The sequence below is a fragment of the Dendrosporobacter quercicolus genome (genome assembly GCF_900104455.1).
GTDB lineage: Bacteria > Bacillota > Negativicutes > DSM-1736 > Dendrosporobacteraceae > Dendrosporobacter > Dendrosporobacter quercicolus.
On sequence record NZ_FNHB01000001.1, the window covers coordinates 518,215 to 542,101 of the forward strand.

Annotated in this window: 24 protein-coding genes; all 24 read right to left on the minus strand. The window is 49.5% G+C overall.

From position 1 onward, the window contains the following. Window position 1: 1 nt before the first annotated feature. Window positions 2–304 (minus strand): DUF960 domain-containing protein, encoded by a 303-nt coding sequence (locus BLR06_RS02485; protein WP_092067945.1) that lies wholly within the window; start codon window positions 302–304, stop codon window positions 2–4. A gap of 65 nt (window positions 305–369) precedes the next feature. Continuing rightward, window positions 370–675, minus strand: a complete 306-nt coding sequence (locus tag BLR06_RS02490; protein ID WP_092067947.1) for a hypothetical protein — start codon at window positions 673–675, stop codon at window positions 370–372. A gap of 74 nt (window positions 676–749) precedes the next feature. Then, window positions 750–1,352, minus strand: coding sequence for a hypothetical protein (locus BLR06_RS02495; RefSeq protein WP_092067949.1), 603 nt, complete (start codon window positions 1,350–1,352; stop codon window positions 750–752). Next, the gene (locus BLR06_RS02500; protein ID WP_092067951.1) at window positions 1,324–1,530 is read right to left on the minus strand and encodes a hypothetical protein; all 207 of its coding nucleotides are present in this window, start codon (window positions 1,528–1,530) and stop codon (window positions 1,324–1,326) included. The genes BLR06_RS02495 and BLR06_RS02500 overlap by 29 nt, the downstream gene beginning before the upstream one ends. A gap of 13 nt (window positions 1,531–1,543) precedes the next feature. Then, window positions 1,544–2,485: a YqaJ viral recombinase family nuclease gene (locus BLR06_RS02505; RefSeq protein ID WP_092067953.1), complete on the minus strand. Its 942-nt coding sequence runs from the start codon at window positions 2,483–2,485 to the stop codon at window positions 1,544–1,546. A 278-nt stretch (window positions 2,486–2,763) separates the two neighbouring features. Beyond that, complete coding sequence (locus BLR06_RS02515) at window positions 2,764–3,540, minus strand: DUF932 domain-containing protein (protein WP_217636843.1); 777 nt, start codon at window positions 3,538–3,540, stop codon at window positions 2,764–2,766. A 484-nt stretch (window positions 3,541–4,024) separates the two neighbouring features. Further along, window positions 4,025–6,583, minus strand: coding sequence for a polynucleotide kinase-phosphatase (locus BLR06_RS02520; RefSeq protein ID WP_092067958.1), 2,559 nt, complete (start codon window positions 6,581–6,583; stop codon window positions 4,025–4,027). Beyond that, window positions 6,574–7,950, minus strand: a complete 1,377-nt coding sequence (locus BLR06_RS02525) for a 3' terminal RNA ribose 2'-O-methyltransferase Hen1 (RefSeq protein WP_092067960.1) — start codon at window positions 7,948–7,950, stop codon at window positions 6,574–6,576. Before BLR06_RS02525 ends, BLR06_RS02520 begins: the two co-directional genes overlap by 10 nt. Window positions 7,951–7,983: 33 nt before the next feature. Next, window positions 7,984–9,762 carry a vWA domain-containing protein gene (locus BLR06_RS02530; RefSeq protein ID WP_092067962.1) on the minus strand — a complete coding sequence of 593 codons (1,779 nt, stop codon included), beginning with the start codon at window positions 9,760–9,762 and terminating at the stop codon, window positions 7,984–7,986. Further along, entirely contained in the window at window positions 9,759–10,856 is a 1,098-nt protein-coding gene (locus tag BLR06_RS02535; protein ID WP_217636821.1) for an AAA family ATPase, read from the minus strand. Before BLR06_RS02535 ends, BLR06_RS02530 begins: the two co-directional genes overlap by 4 nt. 181 nt (window positions 10,857–11,037) lie before the next feature. Continuing rightward, window positions 11,038–11,631, minus strand: coding sequence for a peptide chain release factor H (gene prfH, locus BLR06_RS02540; protein ID WP_092067964.1), 594 nt, complete (start codon window positions 11,629–11,631; stop codon window positions 11,038–11,040). Between the two features lie 2 nt (window positions 11,632–11,633). Beyond that, complete coding sequence (locus BLR06_RS02545; protein ID WP_092067966.1) at window positions 11,634–12,740, minus strand: RtcB family protein; 1,107 nt, start codon at window positions 12,738–12,740, stop codon at window positions 11,634–11,636. A gap of 377 nt (window positions 12,741–13,117) precedes the next feature. Further along, window positions 13,118–13,474: an ASCH domain-containing protein gene (locus tag BLR06_RS02550; protein WP_422699799.1), complete on the minus strand. Its 357-nt coding sequence runs from the start codon at window positions 13,472–13,474 to the stop codon at window positions 13,118–13,120. A gap of 14 nt (window positions 13,475–13,488) precedes the next feature. Then, complete coding sequence (locus BLR06_RS02555; protein WP_092067968.1) at window positions 13,489–14,652, minus strand: aminotransferase class I/II-fold pyridoxal phosphate-dependent enzyme; 1,164 nt, start codon at window positions 14,650–14,652, stop codon at window positions 13,489–13,491. Between the two features lie 131 nt (window positions 14,653–14,783). After that, window positions 14,784–16,064: an amidohydrolase gene (locus tag BLR06_RS02560; protein ID WP_092067970.1), complete on the minus strand. Its 1,281-nt coding sequence runs from the start codon at window positions 16,062–16,064 to the stop codon at window positions 14,784–14,786. Continuing rightward, a complete protein-coding gene (locus tag BLR06_RS02565; protein ID WP_092067972.1) occupies window positions 16,057–16,728 on the minus strand; it encodes a class II aldolase/adducin family protein in 672 nt (223 codons plus the stop codon). The genes BLR06_RS02560 and BLR06_RS02565 overlap by 8 nt, the downstream gene beginning before the upstream one ends. A 17-nt stretch (window positions 16,729–16,745) precedes the next feature. After that, the gene (locus tag BLR06_RS02570; protein ID WP_092067974.1) at window positions 16,746–17,987 is read right to left on the minus strand and encodes an adenosylhomocysteinase; all 1,242 of its coding nucleotides are present in this window, start codon (window positions 17,985–17,987) and stop codon (window positions 16,746–16,748) included. Next, a complete protein-coding gene (gene mtnA / locus BLR06_RS02575) occupies window positions 17,987–19,033 on the minus strand; it encodes an S-methyl-5-thioribose-1-phosphate isomerase (protein WP_092067976.1) in 1,047 nt (348 codons plus the stop codon). The genes BLR06_RS02570 and mtnA overlap by 1 nt, the downstream gene beginning before the upstream one ends. Before the next feature lie 14 nt (window positions 19,034–19,047). Beyond that, entirely contained in the window at window positions 19,048–19,845 is a 798-nt protein-coding gene (mtnP, locus tag BLR06_RS02580) for an S-methyl-5'-thioadenosine phosphorylase (protein WP_092067978.1), read from the minus strand. A 115-nt stretch (window positions 19,846–19,960) separates the two neighbouring features. Beyond that, window positions 19,961–20,377, minus strand: coding sequence for a TIGR04086 family membrane protein (locus tag BLR06_RS02585; RefSeq protein WP_092067979.1), 417 nt, complete (start codon window positions 20,375–20,377; stop codon window positions 19,961–19,963). A 71-nt stretch (window positions 20,378–20,448) separates the two neighbouring features. Further along, window positions 20,449–21,207, minus strand: a complete 759-nt coding sequence (surE, locus tag BLR06_RS02590; protein ID WP_092067981.1) for a 5'/3'-nucleotidase SurE — start codon at window positions 21,205–21,207, stop codon at window positions 20,449–20,451. Between the two features lie 21 nt (window positions 21,208–21,228). Beyond that, window positions 21,229–21,963, minus strand: coding sequence for a 7-carboxy-7-deazaguanine synthase QueE (locus tag BLR06_RS02595; protein ID WP_092067983.1), 735 nt, complete (start codon window positions 21,961–21,963; stop codon window positions 21,229–21,231). Then, window positions 21,963–22,343 (minus strand): 6-carboxytetrahydropterin synthase QueD, encoded by a 381-nt coding sequence (queD, locus tag BLR06_RS02600; protein WP_092067985.1) that lies wholly within the window; start codon window positions 22,341–22,343, stop codon window positions 21,963–21,965. Before queD ends, BLR06_RS02595 begins: the two co-directional genes overlap by 1 nt. A gap of 140 nt (window positions 22,344–22,483) precedes the next feature. Then, window positions 22,484–23,767 (minus strand): glycosyltransferase family 2 protein, encoded by a 1,284-nt coding sequence (locus tag BLR06_RS02605; protein WP_092067987.1) that lies wholly within the window; start codon window positions 23,765–23,767, stop codon window positions 22,484–22,486. Window positions 23,768–23,887 lie beyond the last annotated feature (120 nt).

Here is a 23,887-nt window from a genome sequence, read left to right on the forward strand (position 1 = left end):
CTCAATATTCCTCGGCCAGCATCATGGTCGAATGTCCGCCATCATCAATGACAAAGATTTTTGCCTTCTCCACCGGCTGGCAAAGCAACGCTACCAGGATTTCGTTACGATACTCCGGCTGCTCTTGGCTGTGAACGATTTTTTGTTTACCGTCCTGACTGAATAGCCAAAAAACTTGCAGATAGTCCAGTCCGATAGGGGTGCTTCTTCTGAGATTATCAATCATGATCCACAGCATGACTTGGATTTCGTCCGGAATTTCATTTGCAATTCCGCAGGTAATGTACCTTTTGTTGGTAAACATGATATTTCTCCCATCTAATAGTATGCAGCCGGAAGTTATCACTCCCGGCCGCAGGATTTTACTTTTTAATTTGAAATGGGAACATATTTTTTAATATAGGTAAACAAATCCCAAGTGTTAAACCTGGCAAGTTCAGCGGCACAGCGAACGATTTCACATTGAAACTCCGGGGTCATTATCGTAACAACGCCGTTAGTTTTGTTTATTTCCCCTTCGGCTATGATCTGCCGGATACTTGCCTCGACATTAGCATCCGTCAGCTGCCGAACCCCCACATCGACTAGCTGAGTAAGCCCCATCCGAAATAAGACCGAGCCGTATTTGTTTTCGTGGCCGGCAATTGCATCCATCCTTTGCGTGATTGTGTTCATTTAAGTAACCCTCCATAGACCAAACAGCCTGGTATCCCTGCCATAAGGCAAAGCTACCAGGCTGCTGCAGCAATTTAACCGGCTTCCTGAACATCAGGTTCAAGGGCGGCAGCATTGAGTATTTCCATGAACTGCTGTCCGAACGCTCTGGCGTTGGCAGTTTCTTCCGGGCTGAGGGTGCTGACGGCCTCAAAGTTATACAGCGAATAAGGCTGCCCCGTTTTGTTGGTTGTTTTCTCCAAAGTTATCTTGGTAACTACCCCGCAAAGCGGCATCATTTTTCCGATCAGCCTTGTCATGTACCGCTGGAAGATCAGCTTACTGGATACCGGGACCCGGATAATGATCGGCATGATGTTGTCCGGCCGGAGAAGGAAAATCGTCACGGATTCCTTGCAAGCCTTGGCGTTGGAGTCTCCGTCCTTGGAACCGAAATCATTGAACTGGCAACGACTGCAAGGTTTCCCGTCATGGGAAACCAAACTGTCCGGACTGTAACACACGGGCGGCGTACCTTCCACCGGGTCGGGAGTATCCCAGTAAGCGCGAGGCGTGGTATAGTCAAGCACGATCCCGGTCAATTCTTTATAAATTTCATCTCCCGCCAGGCCGGGAACAGTGAACGCTGTGGCTCCGCCAGACGGGGATTTAACAATATCGAAGAGTTGAAATGACAACGGTTGATTCTTCAAATTCTCCCGGATAATATCCAGTGCGTTTGGTCAGCGCGATATAGTTAGAATTGACCGGGGCTAACGTGGTTGCTGGCATCGTCACAACCTGTCTTTCTGCCGCAGGCTCTTGCAAAGCCTGTACTTTACCGCCTAGTCGGTTTTTAAGTTTTGCTGTATTCATATAGCCCTCCTGTTCACACCGCCGCTTTTATGGAGAAGTGACGGTAGGATGTTTGATTTGCATACTTCTTATAGAGAACCGGGTGTTCGGCTTTCAACGTCTTGCCGTCCAACCGTTCCTGTGAAACGCTTTTCCACGTGATCACCCGATCCTCGGCAATACCGATTTCGCTATCGCCTAACATTTGCTTTAACAAATTCTCCGCTGCCTGCTTCTGTTCGGTATACTGATTGACATTTTCACAGGCGGCTTCGTATTGCCGAATGAGTTCAACAGCGGTGTCCGGTAATGCAATCTTCGACTTAGGTACGCTGTTCGGGAACCGTTCGCTGAGAAACTTGGCCGATGCATCCGAACCGTCCAACGGCGGGGGAACCATGGCTTGAACATGCTCCCAAAAGTCTCCTTCCAGTTGCAGCAGCAGGGAAATCAGTTCCTCGTCCCGCTCAATGAACTTCCAGCGAAAGGTGTTGCCGCCGATCAGGACAGCAATATAGGCTCCCTTGTATCCGGTAACGGCCAGATAATGTTGCACCTGTAAAATGTACTCATCAGGTATGGCATCATCCCACTCACCGGCTTTGTAGGCCGAAGCTGTTTTGGCTTCAAAGACACACGTACCGTAGTTTGGATGCTGGCAAGTTCCATCAAGGTTAGCCAGCATAAACGGATGGGCTTCGCTTTGCAAGAGTTGATTGGCCGGATGGACCGCAATGCCTGTTCTTTTGGTAAATTCGGTCCTGACTAAGGCTTCCAGCTGCGTTCCCCAGTAGGCGGCTTCTCCGGCCTCCTGATAAGGCAGCTGATTCATTTTTTCCAGCCAGAGTTCCACCGGCGATTTGTAACGGTTGATGCCGCAGACTACAGAAGCATCCGAACCGCCGATACCCTTTTTGCGCCAGTCAAGCCACTCGTCATAGGGCATATTTTCCGTTGACGCTAACACAACTACCATAGATTGCACCTCGCTTTACACAATAAAATAAAGGTATGCGGCAAATTCACCACATACCCTGTACTTACTCTTTTTTCATAGACGGAACCAGCGCATTCGGATGGTTCAGCCACCGCTTGCATTTCCTTAAGTTTGGAAATTCCTCCGTCCATGCCTGACCGGTAGAATTGTCGATGCCAATATAAATCCCGGCTTCCGAAACATAGAAAAGCCCCAAAGGCTGCCGGTTGTCGATCAGCGTGTCGGCCTGTTCAGGTGTAATCTTCCTGATCGCAGTATTAGGCCGCTGCTTGTATGAGTTCATAGGCTTTGTCGATCAAAGGATTGCCCTCAACCGTTTTACTGAACACATTTTCCCGGTAACTGGTAGTCTCTCGAAGAGGCTTGGCATGCGTAGCAAAGTCTGAGACCGCACAAATAAAGCGATAGGCGTTCTTACCTACATGGCCCTTGAGGTCGGGAGCGTCGAAATAGCGAAGCTTTAAATCCTCCCGGATACGGATGATATTCTTTTTATGAATATCTGTCGGGTTGTCATTCATCGGCAGCAGCATGTCAATGTACTCCATCACCTTAGCATCCGTCAGTTTAATTTTGGCTAACCGGGAGAACTCCGCGCCCAATTTGCCCATGTATTTTTCCGCTAACAACAGGGTATTGTGAGCTTCGTCCATCTTGTGAGCCAGATCGCCGACATGGACGGTTGACCAAATGCGCTTGGCCGTGGACAGGGCAATATTAAGCGTGTTCTGGCATACTACACGCACCGGGGTCATGGCTACTTTGATCGCACCGTTGCCGTCATGGGAGCTACTGAATACAAGGTAAGGCTCAATTTGTTCCCCCTCAATGATGTACTTGTCAGGAAGTTTGGCAAGCAGCCAGATTTTACGGCCGTCTTGCAAAGCCCCCGCCGTTTCATAACGGACGCCCTCGCCTAACAAAGAATCCGTAAAGGCGAAGGCTTCGGAATTCTGGACAACCTTATACCGGTCGGTGACTACGCCGAGAACTCTTTCATCACTATCCCGGATATTGGCTTTGTAGCCGGGGATGGCAGCGTAGTACTAGTCATGATCGGGCGTTGGATAACATTCCAGTTGAGGCCCGACTTTTCAATGGCTTCGATGGAGTTTAAAGCGGATTCGACCCGGACACCAAGGCCGTGCCAAGGAGTTACCCTTGTGTAAAACATACTTTCTACGTTTGCTGACATTGATAACATCTCCCTATCTCGTTTTTTATAGTTGGATTAATGGAAAGAACCTCGCGAAGATAAAGATAGGACTTCCATGCAGGAAGTCCTATGTCTAGGTGATTATGAAGTTTCATCATCATCTTTTTGTGATTTCTCTGTTTCGCTGATAAATTTTACTACAGCAAGTAGCGCGGAAGCCGCTAACAGCATAATATCCATTATCTTCCTCGACAATAACCTGCTCCTCCTTCCATATATCACTAAATTAATAATATATAGATGAGGTATCAGGTTATTCGATTATTAAAAATAGAATTGGCGGCTCTGCCATATTCTCTATTTTACAGTCTTGGATCAACCGGCTCACTTTCCAGCGCCAGCACACCGAAGACGCATTCATGCACCCGGTAAAGCGGCTCATTCTTCACGAACCGGCCCAGTGCTTCCATCCCCAGCGCGAATTCTCGCAGCGCCAAACTACGCTTTTTGCCAAGCGAACGTTTTTTCAGGCGGGTGAGCTTATCCGGCAATGTATATTCCGGCCCGTAAATAATGCGCAGATACTCGCGCCCGCGGCATTTCACGGCTGGCTGCAAAAGCTCGCCCTTATATTTCGCCACGAAATTAAGCGGCTTCACCACCATACCCTCGCCGCCGGAAGCGGTCAGGTCATTCCACCAGTCAATGCCGTTTTGGATGCTTGCTTGATTTGTCAAATCCACCAAAATGTGATTGGTAGCGACCAGTACCGGATCGGTGTGGGCAAGATATTTTTTAATTGTTTCCATATGCCAGATATGGTTTTTATCTGAGTGAACCATACCCTCTGTAGCCAATATGTGAAACGGCGCAATCCGGTAGTCCAGAGTGCTTTCAACATCCCAGCAATATTGGCGATAGGCTGATGTGTATTTTGCCATCAAGTCGGCGCGTTCGGTATATCGCTCGCCTATTACCTGAATATCAACATTTTGGCCAGAAGCTGTGCTGCCAACAACCCTGGCTTTATTACTGGATACAGCCGCTTTTTGCAAAGCAGCTACTGCTGCGGCAAGGCCGTTTACCCCGGCACAGCCGGTAGGGGCATATTGCTGCTCCAATAACAACTGCGCTTTGGCTGACCAGGGCATAAGCTCTGTGTCCAGGCACACCCAATCAGTGTTAAACTCAGCCCAAAAGCCAGATTCGCTGAGCGCTTGGCGCACTCTCGCGAGCAAAGCGCTTTGCACACTGGCATCATGGAAGAAATGCCGTCCTGTACGTGTATAGATAATCCCGGCGCTGCCATCTTGAATCATAAATCTTTGCTTAGCTGCTGACGCATCTTTGCAGACAACGATCACCGCGCGGGACCCCATGTGCTTTTGCTCGCAGACAACCGAGCTTACGCCGCGCTTTTGATAATAAGCAAAGGCTTCCAGCGGACGCTCCAGTATATCATCAATTCCAGATGTTTCGCAGGGTGACATGGTAGGCGGCAGGTAAATCAGCCAATGAGGATCAGCAGCATAGCGGCTCATGATTTCGATGGCGGCAGCCGCGTTTTCCTCGCGGATGGTCACGCCTCTATGCAGCCCAGTTTCGATATACCGTTTTTCCAGCACATCCGCGATGTTCAGTACATCGCTATATTCCTCTTGTACACAGAGCGGCTTGATTGGCTCATAATAGGTCTCTAATGCCGGAACGCTGACAAGCTCAGCCTCGGGGTAGCGGTAGGCGGTGAGCTTGCCGCCAAAAACACAGCCGGTGTCAATATTCAAGGTATTGTTAACCTGGTACACTTCTGCCGTAGGTGTGTGCCCATAAACAACCTTGGCCTTGCCGCGATATTCGCTCGCCCAATCAAGGCGTACCGGCAAACCATATTCGTCGCTTTCGCCGGTGGTATCGCCAAATAAGGCAAAATCCCGCACTCTACCTGAACTTTTGCCCTGATATGCTTCCTTCATCCCGGCATGGGCGACGACCAGCCTGCCGTCATCCAGCACATAATGCCCGATGAGACTGTCGAGAAATGCTTTTAATTCGGCAATCCATGCAGCAGGCTGCCCTGCAAGCTGGTTGACGGAATCTTCCAAGCCATGCGTCTGCTGCACCTTAGCGCCCTTTAAAAATCTAAGTAATTTTATATCATGATTGCCGGGAACGCAAAGGGCGTTGCCGGCTTTCCCCATGTTCATGGCAAGCTTCAGGGTTTCGGCAATTTTAGGTCCTCTGTCACACAAGTCGCCCAAAAAGACTGCTTTTCTGCCAGCGGCATGGAAAGCAGTAAACTGGTCTTGGTCAACCGTGTATCCCATTTTTGCCAGCAAAGCACATAGTTCATCAAAACAGCCATGTACATCGCCAATGATATCAAAGGGGCCATGCTCCTCGCTTTTATCCGTCCAGGCCGGAATGCGGCTGATCACCACATCTTCCTCAGGATCATCAATGACATAAATATAGCGAAAGCCCTCTTTTTTTAAATGCCGCAGCGATTTTTTCAGTTCCAGGCAATGCCGTTTGACTACATGCTCGCCGAACTGCCTATCGGGACGGGCTTTATTGCGCTGGATGCAAACAGCTTCCGGTGTATTCATCACAATGGCGACAGGCAGTACATCAAATTTTTTGGCCAGTGCCACCCCAGCGCTGCGGGCGCTTTGCTGAACATTAGTAGCATCAATGACCACCAGTTTATTCGCCGCCAACCGTTTTTCGGCAATATAGTAGAGTGCGTCAAAAGCAGCCTTGCTTACACTCTGATTGTTTTCGTCATCAGCTACCAGCCCCCGGAAATAATCGGAAGACAATACTTCCGTGGGTTTAAAGTGCTGCTTGGCAAAGCTGGATTTGCCGCTGCCGGAAGCGCCGATCATCGCCACCACACACAGTTTTGGAATTTCTATTCGCATCGCGTAAACACTCCCATCTGAGTCGGCGTGCCGGTATCATCGTCATTATCGCCGATTTCCTTAATTGCGACTTTGTAGCGATAATTTTCGCAAATAGCATTGACCCAGGCAGCAAACTGCGCCCGGTTCCATTCAAAGCGATGATCTGCATGGCGGAGGGCATTTTCCTTCATGCCTGCATAATGGATGTTATATTCCGCATTAGGCGTGGTGATGATAACGGTTCGGGGATTGGCAAACTCAAACAGCACGCGTGTAAATGCCGTCAATCTCGATTCATCCAGATGCTCAATCACCTCGACCACACAAGCGCAGTCAAAGCCTTCGCACCGTTTATCCCTATAGACAAGCGAGCCTTGAAATAATCCCAGCTTGTTTTGCAGGGTTTCATGGAGCCGGTCAACTTTTAGCTTGTCTTTCGCCCGCTCTAGCGCGGTAAAAGCGACATCAAAGGCGGCAACCTTGCTAAGCTGCTGTTCCCGGAGCAACAGACGGGTTAGATTTCCCTCACCGCAACCCATATCAATCACACTTTTAGCACCGCTGGCCAATACCTCGTCAACCACCGCACGCAGCCGGGTTTGATTAAGCTTAGGCCTCTTTGCTTCTGGCTCAGCCTGTCCGGGGGCATCCTCCTCCGGGTTATCTGTCAGCCGGGCCAGAGCCTTATTGATTAAACTGCGCCGGCGGTGTAAATAGCGGCTGGTGATGTATTCGCACAGCGGGTGCTCTTTCAACCAGCCTTCGCCATGAGAGAGCAGCTTTTCGATTTCTGCGTCAGCTATGTAATAATGCTTTTGGGTATCAAATACCGGAATCAGCACATACAGATGATGTAACAGCTCACAGAGCCGCAGTGTTCCTGATAGCGTCAAATTCACGTAATTGCTCTGTCCCCAGCGCGGGAATTGATCATCATTGGGAAAGGTCTCAACTGCGATGGTGTAGCCAAGCGGCTCAAAAACAGCGGGCAGCATATTTTTGTTGGAAGCGGCAAGCATATGAATCTTCGCTTTCAAATTAATGGGTGTATCGGCAAGCGCCTGTTTTTCTTTCGAGCGCCCGGACATAGCAGTTCCGAACACTCTGGACAGAGCCGTACTCATAAAGGATGAGCAGACATACGGACGGTCATTGACATAATCAAACAATCCGCCCTCGCTTGAACCCACCTTGCCCCGCGCCAGCTCAATGGGGTCGATATCTAAGAGCAGGGCGGCGGTGGTACTCTCATTTGACACCTCGGGATAAAAAACATACGCCTTGCCGTAATTCAGCGTAAACTCCTGTGGGCGGGAGGGGTTCTTATGCAGGAGGTAACCCAAATCCTGTGTGTTTTTCCCCTGGTAATTTATCGTTAACAGCATAGCATGACCTCGCTTCTTTCCTATTATTCCTTCCTACTTCAACCGAAAAACCTTTCCTTTCGGAGCAAACGGCAGATTTGCGCCTATTGGCATCAAATAGGCGTGTTCCCGGCCATGAAGCACAATCTTGTCACACTGTCCATCGGTTATGATGAGCAGCGGCGCCTCTTTCGGAAAATCATCGGCTTCATCCAGTAAATGAATCCCCGGCTGCAATACTGTGCCGCCGCGCCCCCTTACTTTGACGGTTCCGGCAATATCTTCCGGACGCATATAGCCCATGTCATACGCCGCTGCATCGCAAAACACCACCCTAGCTGCCGGGACATCCCGGGAGGCGGCGTATGAAGCAATTGCTCCTAATGCTGCTGCCAGCAAGGGACGCTCCATAGAGCCAGAGGTATCCAAAAGCACACCAAACGTCCTGCCGTCTAAGGCTTCCTCCCTGCTACTCCAATTCGGCCGGGGAATATCCGGGGTTGTGGACTGACGGCGGCTGAGCCTGGCATAGGTTCGTTTTTTCGTTAGCGGCGCAAAGTAGCTGTCGAACCAGCGGGCAAGCTCTACATCCCACAGAATGGGGGGAGCAGACAATGCCCGTATTTCCTCAACCAAACCGCTTGGCAGATAACCCCGTCCTTGCTCGCGGTGATAGTAAAGGCCTTGCGACAAGGATCGGCGATAAAATTCGTCCAAGTCGGTATCGGCTTTCCGGTCATTCGGCGCGCCGAGAATGTCGCCAAGTCCCACCCCTCGCAAGGTCGCCAGCTTGCGATAGGTTCGCAGGTCAGTCACAATGATGTCATACACAGCTTCGACATTCAGACCATTAAACTGTTCGTCGTATAACAGTCCCTCCGGACGTTCGCCCACGCCCATTTCCGTTAGCCAACGGTTAATGACAAAATCGCAGGCCACATTCCACAAATACGGGTCACGCCATGCACGCCGCTCACCGTGCCGCAAGGCGGCATGCAAAAATTCGTGTGCCATAACAAATTTTACTTCCCCATCATCCAGTTTGGCGGCAGGATTAATGTAAATCTCCAACATAGCTGGCATGACCGCCGCAATCGAAATCTGCTCCCGTATACAAATCTGCGGGTCGGCTATAATGTGAAATTGCGCCGCGATAGCACCAAGCAGCGGATAGCTGTTAATAAACCATTCGGCAGCCCGTTCATATTTGGAATTAAGCCGCCGGGGATGCACTGCATCCGAGGCTGCTGACACTGCGTTCCAAACAGCTTCCTGCAAGCCCTCGGCAAACAGTGCCGGCCAATCGTTTTTTTTATGATACCAACGAAATTCCTGTTTGGAGGAAAACATCATATCCTCCTCGCTGCCCGCTGTACCAAAATGGCTGTATTCCCATTTTTCATCCGGCGACATAAACTCCAGGCGTTCATACAATACGTCTTCGTCTTTTATAGGAGGCGCAACGCGAAATTCATCAAGCGGCCTGCCAAATTTTAAGTCTGATAAAAAATTCTCCACCGCACAGTCGCAGACGACATTCCAATCCTGTTGACGCGCTTTTTCCTTAAAATGCGCCAGACCCAAATGCAGCAAAGCGTGGGCGATTGCCCGCGCCCATTTTTCCGCTGCGGCTTTGCTATGCGGATTGCAATAGACATAACCGGCAGAAGCAACGATGCACAAGCCGTCTTTCGGATAGGCTCGCCCCTCATCACGGCAGATATGCGCCGCTCTGGCAAGTTTGCCAAATATAGGGTGTCTGTAAACGACCTCCAGGCCTTCTTGAAAAAATTCAGCCGCTTGCTTGTCGGACTTCTTATGTGCCTTTTTCACGCTTTATCCCTCACTGCCAGGCGGGGCAAATCCCGCACGACTTCGATCAAAAACCAGTCAGGCAGAGCCTTATCGTTGTCATCGGGCGCAACTGCCATTTGGGCGATCTCCAGGCTTATGGCGGCCAAATCCTTTAGTAGCGTCTTGGCCCGCAGAGCAAGCTGTTTAGCACTTGCCGACATTTTGTCCTTTTCCGGCGGAAGCTCTTTCACAAGCTGGGCGCGGAAACTTTGCGCCAAAAAGTACAACGAATCCCGATCCTCGGGCGCGGCAGGAAACTTTTGATCACCGTTAATAATGGCAGCTAATGCATAGCGATTATTGATATTTTTCACAAAGGCGCAGAATTGCATGGCATGGTGCAATGATAGGCACCCACTGGTCAGAACTTTAAGCTGTTTATCGTCTATTTCATTATGTGCATGAAGTACATCGGACAACATATGCCACGAACGCGGCGTGGAAAACGGTTCCTCTGTTTTGGGCGGCTGCGTCCACAGGTGGTCAGGGCGTAAGCCGATATATTCGATAATATGCGGATGAATGTTATGATTGCCTGCCCAGGTAAGCCAGTCCCGATGATTTGCCGTCAGTTCTACATGAAACATCCGGTTAACTAATGCACTGGACATGGGTTTTACGATGGCGTTATCCTGGGCGCGGTTTCCCGCTCCGATAACGATTGAGCCTTCAGGCAGAGTATATTCACCAATTCTTCGGTCATGAATCAAGCTGTAAAAAGCCTTCTGCACCTCCTGTGAACAGGCATTAAGCTCGTCCAAAAATAAACAGTACGGCTCGTCCTGTGCAATACTCTTCGGCGGGCAGAAGATACTCTTACCGTCAACGATTTGCGGTACGCCGATAATGTCCTCCGGGGCAAGCTGACTACCTAAAAGCGATACGCAAGGCAGCCCCAGCGCAGCCGCAAAGTGCTCCACAATGGATGATTTACCGATACCGGGTGCTCCCCAGATGAATAAGGGACGGACAAGCGCAATATTTAAAAGTACGTCAAAGAGCTGCTTTTGTGTGACGGATATTGGTAGATTTATAGAAATACGCCTCCCTTGTTGGCTAGCTTTAAACAACAAGGACACGTTCTGCCGTGTCCTTGCTTGGTATCAACTTATGTTGCTCCTTATAAAACAATTTCTATTGCAAGGATATTACACTTTTTTTGTGAATTTCACTATGAACAGAATTTTCAATGTTCTATCGCTGCAGTGGGTTTCTTTAAAATGAATATACCAGCTTCTTATTTCCAATATTTGTTCACAGAACCCGTTTAAAATCCAAGCCCTCGTATACCCGTACGGCATTGCCGCGTATTAACGAGTTACGCTCTATCCAGTTATGGCGGTCTGTCGCACATTTGTCATCCGCATCCTGCTCGGCAATCAGCTTGAGGAGACGCTCCTGCGCCAGCTTCCGATTCATATGCTGGCTGCGCTCGTCTGTGGAAATTGCACTTATACCAAGCGGCACATAGGTTGCACGAACGCCTGTCTCAACTTTGTTGACATTTTGACCGCCTTTGCCACTGCTTCGGAATATTTCAAAGCGTATTAGCGTGCTGTCAATGTCCGTACAATCAATTTTTTCAACGGGGCTTACATCAATGAACCAGTTTTTACGTTTATGCTTGGTTCGGAACGGACTTTGGCAAATCCATTTCACAGTCCCTTCTAAGTAACGCAAATCACGTTCACTCTCTATGATAATACTTTTATAGCAGCCATACTGTGAGCCGGGTGTCCTCTGCCTGATAGTAATATCGGCATTCTCTTTCACTATCACACTAGCATATTTGCCGACAGCCAACTCACATTCCGCCGGACCACGCCCGGAACTGATTTGCCATTCCATGCCTATTCCCCCGCCTTGAAATTATACAACGGCCTGATAACTGAAACGATGTCCGCTGTGTCGCCGAGCTGAGCAACAATTTCCTCCATCGGCTTGTATGCAAACGGCGATTCGTCGATGGTGCTTTTGTTCATAGTAGTGGTGTAAATGCCCTTCATCGCCTTTTCGTATTGGGTGAGGGTGATGCGCGCTTTCGCAGTCATGCGGCTCATGATACGCCCCGCACCATGCGGAGCCGAATAGTTCCAATCGGCGTTTCCCTTACCGATACAGATAAGGCTGCCGTCCCTCATATTCATAGGAATAAGTACCCGCTCGCCCTTTTGTGCGGAGATGGCGCCTTTGCGCAGAATCCGGTTCTCCATGTCGATATAGTTGTGGATGGTGGTAAACTGCTCCGCGATTTTGAGCTTCATTCTCTTTTCTATTTCCCTCACGATAGCTTTGCGGTTTAAGTCCGCATACTGCTGGACAATGGCCATGTCGTGCAGATAATCATTCAAAAGTTCCCCCTCAACATACGCCAGCACCCGATCATCGCCCTTACCCGTGCGGCCTAAACTGTTGGCGGCGGCATTCTGGTAATAATCACAGACCTGCTTGCCGAGATTCCGGCTGCCGGAATGTATGACGAGATAAAGCCGTCCCTCATCATCTTTACCCAGTTCTATGAAATGGTTGCCGCCGCCCAGCGTACCGATGGAGCAAGCGGCGCGATCAAGGTCAACATGCTTGGCGCAGCGCAGCTCGGTCAGATTGATTTTTTCGTTAAAATGATGCGGCGTTTGCCGAATACCGAAGCCGGATGGGACATATTGATGAACCGCCTTATCCAGTTGTGCAAGCTCCACGCGCTTGTCCTTCAAGAGGACAGTTTCCATGCCGCAGCCGATGTCCACGCCGACAAGGTTCGGAACAATTTTATCGGTAATAGTCATGGTCGTACCAATGGTGCAGCCCATGCCGGCGTGGACATCCGGCATGATGCGGATTTTTCTGCCTGCCATGAATTCCTGATTTAAGAGATGCTCAATTTGCATGATAGCGTTCTGTTCGGCGATATCGGTGAACACCTTGGCGGTGTTGTACTTGCCTTGAAGCTCAATCATGTTTAGTCCTCCAATAAATTGCGTATATCATGGTAGTGTAAATTACTAATCTGCAAAGCTGCCCCATCGTGATTGTTCAGCCACATCTTTCGCCGCAGCGCTTTTTTATGTCGGTAATAGCGCAGCTTGTCCGCTACTGCGGCAATTTCAGACCGGCCGGTATATTTAATATTGAACCTTCTGCTTCAAGCAATCTGCGTGAATGAGTAATTGAAGCTGTGAATATTAATGGCGCATACTTAATGCCTCCGAGCCAATGGCAGGTCATTATATACGTATGGTTACCAAGGCGTATAAACGGGTACCATTTATCATGAAAAAGAATCCGCTTAGCATTATTTATATCACTTTTAGTCACTGTGTTAGCATAGCATTAGCTATTCGATGATCTCGGTAAAGTACACTACAGTTACAATATCGCTCAGTGATACCGTTTTATTGTAAATGGATTCTAAAAATTCCAAGAGTTCATCGACGCCGCTAATATCGGGGTTTTCTCCTTGTAAATCATGCTTGGTTAAATGAGAAATTTGTTTAACCAGCACTCTGTCAATGATCGCAGCATATACTCTTTGCTTGGGTGCAAACCGCTTGCCGGCAGTCACCCAAACGATATCGCCTGCCTGATATTTATCTCTTTTATCACCGCGCCTGATGGTACAGGTCTTGCGGCGTTCAACCAGCTGACTGTAGTGGTTGGCTGAATAAAAATTAATGGCCTTCATGGATTCCATTGCTTCTCCTCCAATTACCCTAACCAGTGTTTTATCCGGTTGACAGCCTCTATTAAGCGAGGTTCCGGCTGCACCAGCGCAAATCTGATAAAGCCTTCACCAAACCGGCCAAATGCCACGCCCGGTATGGCAGCAATACCGGCCTGCCGTAATAAATCGGCGGCAAATTCTATAGAAGACTGCCGGGTGGGCACCGGCGCCCATATGTACATGCTGGCCTTGGGTTTATCAATGCGCCAGCCGATATCCTTTAACCCTTCAATGATAATATCCCGCCGCCGCTGATAAGTGGCGGCGGTATCAGCCACACACTGCTGCGGGCCGGTAAGGGCGGCAATTGCCGCTTGCTGCAACGGGGCAAATATGCCATAATCAAAATTTGATTTCAGCCGTCCCAGCAGCTCAATTACCGCAGCGTTGCCAACAATATAGCCAACTCGGCAGCCAGCCATATTATAGGTCTTAGACAGAGAATTAAATTCTACGCCGACCTCTTTAGCGCCAGGCACGGATAAAAAGCTGTCAGGCTTATAACCGTCAAACACCAGATCACTGTAAGCAAAATCATGACACACGATAAACCGGTACCGTTTGGCATAATCAACCACTTCCCGGAAAAATTCCCTGGTTGCCACGGCTGCCAGCGGATTGTTGGGATAATTGAGAATCATTATTTTGGCCTGTTCCAGTACAGACTCAGGAATAGCGGCCAAATCCGGCAGAAAATCATGATCGCCCGTCAGGGGCATAGAATAAAGCTTTGCATCAGCCATTAACGGCCCGGCGCTGTAAATTGGATAACCGGGATCAGGGATCAAAATAATATCGCCCGGATTCGTCAGGCACAGACTGATGTGAGCCAAGCCTTCCTGCGAGCCGATAAGAGAGTGAATTTCGCTGGCGGCATCCAGGCATACGCCAAATTTTTGGCGGTACCAATCGGCAACGGCCTGCGAAAACTCCGGCAGGCCTTTGGATAAGGTGTAGCCATAATTGCCTGCATCTGCGGCGGCAGTGGTTAGCGCCTGGATAATATGAGGAGCCGGCGCCATATCCGGACTACCGATACTGAGCGTTATTACATCCTTTCCTCTGGACAGTTCGACTCTGCGCATTTCATCAACCTGCGAAAAAACCGCCGAACTTAAGCCCTGTAACCGCAAGGACTGTTCAACCATAAGATCCCCTCCTGCTTATCTAGGTAGTTTTAACTAAATTACAACAAAAACAGCCACTTTAATCAAATATCATTTGATATTCTAGATGTCGGTGGCCGTTTCCTTGCTGTCTGCGATTTTTTCCGGAAAAATCAGCGGACAAGTCTCAACCCGCGGGTATTTGCTTCGTAAATTAGCCGTTCTTCATCAATGGTCTTTAACTGTTTATTTTCTAAAACAATCCGGCCATTCACAATGACTGTATGGACATCACTGCCAGCCGCTGAATAAGCCAGTAAAGATAAACGGTCATGACGCGGATACCAATGCAGGCCGCTCATATCCAGCAAGACAATATCTGCTTTATAGCCCGGCGCCAGCTTGCCGGTTATCTTGCCCAGGCCTATGGCCTCGGCTCCGCCGGTTGTGGCCAGTTCGACCGCCGTCCCGGCCGGAATTGCCAGCGGGTCATTGCTGTGCATTTTATGCAGCAATGCCGTCAGTCGGATTTCTTCCAGCATGTCCAGATTGTTGTTGCTGGCGGCGCTGTCTGTTCCCAGTCCCACCGTCAAACCGGCCTCCAGCATTTGAGGCACCGGCGCAATGCCGCTGGCCAATTTCATATTACTGCCCGGATTATGCGCAATCCGGACCTGTTTATTTTTCATTATCCTGATATCTTCCGGCGATACATGAACGCAATGAGCTGCCAGCACGCCGCAGTCAAGTAAGCCGACTTCATCCATTAAGGCAATAGGCGACTTGCCGTATGCAGTCTGGCATTCGGCGACTTCACCGGCGGTTTCGGCTAGATGAATATGAATTTCAGCACCCAGCTTCCGGGCCAGAGCCACAACCTTGGTCAAAAAATCGGGAGGGCAGGTATAAGGCGCATGCGGGCCCAGCATTACGGTAATTCGTCCATCCGCCGAGCCATGAAATTCCTCAAACAGCGCTTCGCTTTCCGCCAATGCCTGCTGAGCGGTGGGCGCAACACCGGCCATCCCCCTGGCTAAAACAGCCCTAATCCCCGTTTCAGTTACTGCTTTGGCAACTTCCGACATAAAGAAATACATGTCGGCAAACGTAGTGGTGCCTGATTTAATCATTTCAGCAATTGCCAGTTGCGAACCCCAATACACATCGCCGGCCGTCAGCTTGGCTTCCGCCGGCCAGATCCTGGTTTTCAGCCAGTCCATCAGCAGCATATCATCGGCATAACTGCGAAACAGCGACATCGCGGCATGGGTATGCGTATTGATTAAGCCGGGTATTGCCAGCTTGCCGGTTCCGTCAATGGTTTGATCCGGCCGCCAGTCTGCTCCGACCGCGCCAATTTGCGCGATAGTCGCGCCGTCAATCGCAATATCCCCCTGGCGCACTCCGCCCTGATCAGCCAAATACTCGATGTTTCTTACTAAAAGCTTAGTCATCAGCCTGTCCTCCTTGACGTTTAGAATAATCTTCGACATAACCCCTGTGCATAGCACCGATATCCCCGTCACTTAACACTTCTGCGGTTCCAATTTGGTTGGCGTAAATGAATATCTGGGCTGTCTTTTCAACCAACTGGCAAGTCAGCATGGCTTCACTGAGCGTACGACCGCAGCAAACCAGGCCATGATTAGCCAGCAGCACGGCATTCTTGCCCCCTAATGCCTTTACTGCATTTTCCGCTAATTCGTCCGTACCGTTTAAGGCATAGGCGGCGACCTCAATGCTGCCGCCAACCAACTGGGCAATGTCCTCAACAATTGGCTCAATCGGCCGCCTAGCCACGGCAAACGCACTGGCAAACACGCTATGCGTATGAATGATGGCCTTGACCTCCTGCCGCTGACGATAGATTGCCAAATGCAAAGCAAGCTCAGAGGTCGGCTTTAGCCGACCTCTGACAACAGCAGCCTCCATATTCACAAGCACAATATCTTCACAGGTCAGTGACCGGTAATTCCGGCCGGAGGGGGTAACGGCAATACAATTGCCGCCTGGAACACGGGCGCTCAGGTTCCCCCAGGTTCCCGCAATTAGACCGCAATCCAGCAAAGCGCAACCATAATTGATGAGTTGGGTTTTTATTTGTTTCTCCCAATCCAAGTCATTCACTCCCTCGGTCAGGCCTGATTCAAATAGTGCTGCTGCTCGGCAGTCAGCGCATCAAGCCTTACGTCCAAAGCTTTTAGCTTAAGCTCGGCCACCCGGGCGTTAATCTCGGGGGTAACGGTATAAACCTTATTGTCAAGCTGATGATGATGCTGCGCAATATGGATGGCTGAAAGCGCCTGCAGGGCGAAAGATAAATCCATAATCTCCGTTGGATGGCCATCGCCGGCCGCCAGATTGACCAGCCGTCCTTCAGCCAGTAAATAAACCTTATTGCCATTTTCGAGGACAAATTCTTCGATATTCTTGCGGGCCACTCTGGTGGATACCGCCAGCCCGGCCAGATCCGCCTTATTTATTTCCACGTCAAAATGGCCGGCATTGGCCATAACCGCGCCGGATTTCATACGCTTGATATGTTCGCCGCGGATGACATCTTTGCAACCGGTCAGGGTAACAAAAATATCGCCATAAGCAGCGGCTTCGGCCATTGGCATCACCCTGAAGCCGTCAAATACAGCCTCAATGGCCTTAATAGGATCAATCTCGGTTACAATTACGTTAGCACCCAAACCTTTGGCCCGCAGGGCAACCCCTTTGCCGCACCAGCCGTAACCGGCAATAACTACCGTCTTGCCGGCAATCGTCAGATTGGTTGTGCGCATAATACCGTCCCAGGTCGACTGGCCGGTTCCATAGCGGTTGTCAAACAAATATTTGCAATAGGCGTCATTCACCGCAATCATCGGAAATTTCAGCCTCTGCTCGGCGGCTAAAGCTCTCAGCCTGATCACACCGGTGGTCGTTTCCTCCGAGCCACCGAGAATTTTTCCGGCTAGCTCACTACGTTCGCCATGCAGCAGGGAAACCAGATCACCGCCGTCGTCAATGATAATATCAGGCTGTGAATCCAGGGCCTGATGAAGGAAGTTATCATATTCGCCGGCTGTACAATTATACCAGGCATATACAGTCACACCCTGGTCCGCTAAGGCTGCGGCTACGTCATCCTGCGTCGACAGCGGGTTGCTGCCGGTAACCACTACATTAGCGCCGGCATTTTTCAGCACAATGCCCAAATAAGCAGTTTTCGCTTCCAAATGCATGGTAATAACAATGTTTTTGCCAGCCAGAGGCTTTGCCGCGCTTACTTCAGCGTTTAAAGTATTGAGCACAGGCATAAATTCTTTCACCCAGTTGATTTTGGTGTGACCCTGCCCGGCCAGACCAATATCCCTTATCATGGATTTCATCACTGCTCTCCTCTCAGTTGTTGCTGTATTTTTGTTATCGCTGGCGCATAAGGCGCTCTTAGCACGCCATACTCTGTAATCAGCGCCGATACCAGCGCGTGGGGGGTAACGTCAAAGGCCGGGTTAAAAACCTCGACTTCAGCCGGGGCAATTCGGACGCCGCCGATGGTTGTGATTTCATCGGCCTGGCGCTCCTCTATCGGTATAGCGTCACCGCTGTGCATCGTAAAATCAAAAGTGGATGCCGGAGCCGCCACGTAGAAAGGAATGCCATGTTCTTTCGCCAGTACGGCCACACTGTAGGTACCAATCTTATTGGCGACATCACCGTTTAGGGTAACCCGGTCGGCCCCCACAATGACCGCCTGGATTTTACGCTGTTTCATTACCCAGCCGGCCATACTGTCGGTAATTAAAGTTACCGGAATTTGTTCCTGCATCAGTTCCCAGGCCGTTAAGCGAGCTCCCTGTAGTAGCGGCCTGGTTTCATCGGCAAAAACCCGGGTGATATTTCCATCCGCCCAGGCTTGACGGATAACGCCCAGCGCAGTGCCAAAGCCTACGGTAGCCAGAGCGCCGGCATTGCAGTGCGTTAATACGGCCAGCGGCTGATCAAACAATGCTGCGCCGTTGGCTGCTATCCGGCTGTTTACCGTCCGGTCCTCCTGGGCAATCGCAATGGCTTCCTGCTCAAGCGCTGCCAGCAGCGTCTGAACATCAGACTGCCGATAGCGACCGGCTACCCCCGCCATCCGGTCCAAAGCCCAGAACAGGTTTACCGCCGTCGGCCTTGTCGCTTTAAGTTCCTGGACAATCTTCATAAGGCCAGACCAAAAATCGCCTGATCCCTCGGCCAGCTGACGGGCGCCGATTACCAGGCCATAGGCGGCCGCAGCGCCGATAGCCGGAGCGCCCCTTACCTCCAGGCGTCTAATTGCTTCAGCCACAGTCTGATAATCACTGCACCTGATATATTCAACCCGGCCCGGCAGTTTTGTTTGATTTAACAAGGTCAGGCAATTTTTATCCCAGGTCATTGAATGCATAAGTTCACCTCTTCTTAAAGTTTAAACCCGCCATACTCGGCCAGTGCCTTGGCGCAGCCGCAGTCTGCGGGGCTAAGGTCAATAAGCTCGATGGACTTCATGATCAGCTTTTTGATATGCTCGGCATTCGCAGCCATTGTTTCGAGCACCTCACCGTGGGTCAGGGCCTGCTCGGAAATGCCGGCCGCATAGTTCGTGACCATCGACACTGTGGAATAACAAATTTCCGCCTCCCTGGCCAGAACAGCTTCAGGTACATTTGTCATCCCGACCAGATCACCGCCCAGGCGGGCAAACATCTTTATTTCAGCCGGAGTCTCAAAGCGCGGCCCTTCCGTGCAGACATATACGCCGTGTTCATGGATGGAAAGATCAAGAATGCCGGCGGCTTTACTAACCGTATTGCGCAAAACCGGACAATAAGGCGCAGTAAGGTCTACATGCACCACGCCCCGTTCGCCCCCTTCATAAAAGGTGCTCACCCGGCCTTTGGTAAAATCCAAGAATTGATCAACAAGGACAAAATCGCCGGGCTTCATGGCAATGTTCAATGAACCTACCGCAGTAGTGGCAATGATATGCTCGACCCCCAGTTTTTTTAACGCCCATATATTTGCCCGGTAATTAATTAAATGCGGCGGAATGGAATGCTTGCTGCCGTGCCGCGGCAAAAAGGCAACTTCCTTGCCGGCGTACACCCCGGCGTTAAACCGGACAGAACCGTAAGGCGTAGCAAGCTCTTCAGTTCTGATATTTTTTAAAATATTCGGGTCATAGACGCCGGTTCCGCCGATAATTGCAATTTTAATCATATTTATCACCCTTATCCAATAATTACAATCCAGTAAAAAAAACCCAATTTTATTATACTACATATTTCATCTTTTTAAAAACGTAAAAAAAGAAGCTTTGCCGCCAAAGCTTCTCTCACAAATTAACGCCAATCACACCGCCAAGCGCCCCGGCCGCCAAACCGGCTAAGAACTTGTTGGCTAACACCGGCCAGGTGATAGAATCGTTGGTAATCTCCAGGCCTATCCCCACTGAAATCAGTACATATATGCAGCCTACCGCCATCCCGACCAGCAATGCCCGCGATTCAACCTTACTTGTTGCAAAAGCGCTGCCGATAAATATACTGACCATGGTTACAGCAACCATAATATATTTTAGATAAGCCTCAACAAAGGTGCTGTCAGAAGTTAATGTGATAAACGACAAGAAAACCACACTAATTACAGAAACCACTAAACTCACGACCAGTCCCTGAAAAACAGGTACAGCAATGCCTGCTGCCCTTTGGGGCTGTGTGCCATAGCGTTTTCGTCCGGTCACTTTGGCCACATAAATTCCCTCCCCGGAGTTTTACTGAAAATTTATGCGAAATTCAGCCAAATATACCCAATATGACAAATTTAATTTAGCTGCCAGTCACTTAGCATATTCATCAAACCGTAATTGGTCAGGTCAAAATGGATGGGAGTAACAGAAATCTGCTTGTTTTTGATGGCGACAATATCGGTATCGGCGTCATTGTCATTTTCCACAATCTGTCCGCCCATCCAGTAATATTGACGACCGCGCGGATCCTGGCGGCGTTCAAAAGTATTTGCATACTGACGCACCCCCAGTTTGGTAACCGCCACGCCACTAATCTGATCAGCGGCTACGGCCGGAACATTAACATTCAGCAGTGTGTTTGGCGGCAGCTTTTTTTGCACTACCGTCTGAGCCAGCTTGGCTGCAAAACCCGCAGCTATGCTGAAATCGCCGTTCTGCCAGGTATCCAGTGAAACGGCAATTGCCGGAATTCCATATAAGGCTCCTTCAATAGCGGCGCTTACTGTACCTGAATATAACACATCAGTGCCCAGATTGGGACCAAGATTTATGCCTGATACCACGATATCCGGTTTTGCCGGCAGCAATTCCTCTACCGCAATTTTAACACAATCGGTGGGAGTTCCGCCAACACGCCAGGCGCAAAGCTTTGGTTCGGTAATGCAGTATTCGTCCACCCTGATCGGCTGATGCACCGTAATGGCCTGGCTGGTTGCACTGCGTTCGGCATCCGGCGCCACCACGGTTACCTGGCCGATGTTGCTCAAAGCTCGCCATAGCGCCTGAATCCCCGGGGCGCCAATACCGTCATCATTTGTTAATAAAATACGCAAATTCATCACTCCGCAAATTGTTTATAGTTGCCCAATAAATTTATGGGTCTGGGGTATTACACGAACATTTTCCAGCCGTAGCAGCGCTCTGTTATGAACTTCAATGATCTTCTCCGGGACAATTGCCTTACAGCCATTCAACGGCGATACCGGCTGCAAAACCAATAGAATGTCCCGGCCGATATCAGCAATTAATTTTACCGCCTGATCAAAATGCCTGATATCCATGCCTTCTTCAATGACCAGCTTGACAAATACGTCTTTGGCGCGGGCCAGCGACAAAAACTCGCTGTGTTCCCGCCATAAGACCCGGCCTGTCGTTTTTGGCAATTTTATATCCATACTGATGATATCAATGTACGGCAAAACCTGCTTTAAGGCCTGCGGCAAGGTGCCGTTTGTCTCCAGATATACCCGCCCGTTAATTTGCGCGGCCAGCTGCTGTAAAGCCTCAGCCTGGCATAACGGCTCGCCGCCGGTCAAGCTGACGGAATGATGCGGCTGGCGCAGCATCTGGTTGACAGCAAGCGCCAGCGCCGTGACTTTCACTGGATTGGCGCTATTGCTAAAATCTCGTTTGCCGGCTGTTTGCTCAATCCGGCAATGCTCCGCCGCTACATAAGAATGGGGTGTATCACAATAATCACACTGCAGGTTACAACCGGCCAGCCGGACAAACAATTGCCGGCAGCCGACATATTTTCCTTCCCCCTGAATGGAAGAGAATACTTCAACCAAATCAACAACGTCTTTCATTACCGGTCGTCCTCATGGTAAGTAACCGCCGATTTGGGCGACTCCCACACCTTAACCTTCCGGACACTAACCCTTTGCGCCAATACCGGCCGTTTCCTTAATGCGGTATAAATATACCGGGCAATGTTTTCAGCCGTCGGATTTTCAACTTGAAACGCTTCAAGTTCATTAAGATAAATATGATCAAGCTGGTTGATTACCTGATTAACCTCGGCTTTAAGCTCCTTAAAATCAATCAGCATGCCAAGTTCATTGAGTTTCTGCCCGGCTACCGTAACCTCAACAAGCCAGTTATGACCGTGCAGGCGGTCGCATTTGCCCGGATAATCGACAATCCGGTGAGCGGCCTCAAAATCGACGCTGACCGTTAGTTCATACATAGAAATTCACCTCATCGCTTGAAGTGTAAAAAAAGATGAGTATAGCACTCACCTTAAAACCACTCATTTGTTTATGTTCGGCAGCTAAGACGCGTTCATAACGCGCACCGGGACGACCGAAATGAGCCGCCCCGATCAGCTCACTTTATCGCCTGTTTGCCCAACAAACTGTTTTTAGCAAAATCACCGGAATGATGAATAATAATCTCCTCATAGCTCATGCTGCGGGTATGCTGGGTATGGCTCCACTCCCGCTCATTCCGGTGCAAAAAGCCCAGGAAGGTGATAGGAATCCAGCTGTATACAAACAGCGGATACAAAATTAAATAGATCCATGAGCGCCAGTTTGCCCGGATCAGCAGTAATACGATAACCGGCAGAACATACTGGCCGACGATGATGATCCGCCATACTTCAATAGGCAGTACTTCATATAATATGTTGGTGTAAAACGGTACGATATGATAGATGTAACTGGCCAAAATAAAGGTAGTGGACATAATCAGAAAATGCGGCTGCAATAAATGCAGAACCCCGTCCAGAATTCGGATATTACGCTGCCTTACTCCCTCATACAGCATGCGGGGGATATAACGGGCAGCAATGTCAAAATGCCCTTGCGCCCAGCGCTTACGCTGTTTCCAGGACTGCATGAAAGTCAGCGGCTTTTCATCAAACACAATGGCGTCATGGGCCCAGGTCGTTCTAATTCCTTTTAACAGGACTTTCATGGTAAATTCCATATCCTCGGTCAGGCAGGTGGCTCCCCAGCCGAATTTCTCCAGAACGCCAGTGGAAATACACATGCCGGTACCACCCAGAACACTGGACAGGCCAATATTGGATTTAGCCAAATGCCAAATATGATTGGTCATCCAGAAGGAAATTGCAAAAGTTCCGGCGATCCAGGTATCGTGCGGATTTTTGGCATCAAGATAACCCTGAATTACTTTTTCGCCCTTGCACAGCTTATTATTCATTTCCAACAGAAAATCAGGATGAACAAGGTTATCGGCATCAAAAATAACCACTGCATCATATTTACGTTTTAGCTTAAATAGTTTGGCGAACATCCATTCCATGGCATAACCTTTGCCGCGTTTTTCCAGATTAAACCGTTCAAATACTGTAGCACCGGCATTTTTGGCGACTTCCGCCGTGCGATCCTTACAGTTATCCGCAATGACAAAAATATCATACATTTCTCTGGGATAGCGTAAAACCTGCAAGTTTTCAACCAACTGCCCAATGACTTGCTCTTCATTATGAGCAGCCACAATTACCGCAAAATTATTCTTTGGCGTAAGGATTTTCGTTTCTTTTCTACGCCAGATTCCGAAAAAAGCGATAATGAAGTAGTACAGCGTAAAGAATATAATAATCAGCTGCATCGGAATCATTATGTAGTCAAAAACATAGTTCATGGATTTTGCTCCTTTAAAATCCTGTTTTGGTACCCACAACCTAAAACAAGAACTGTTGTGATTTAAACTTCGACATTGTTATAGTTATAGTGATATCCAACAATTATAATATATTATAAT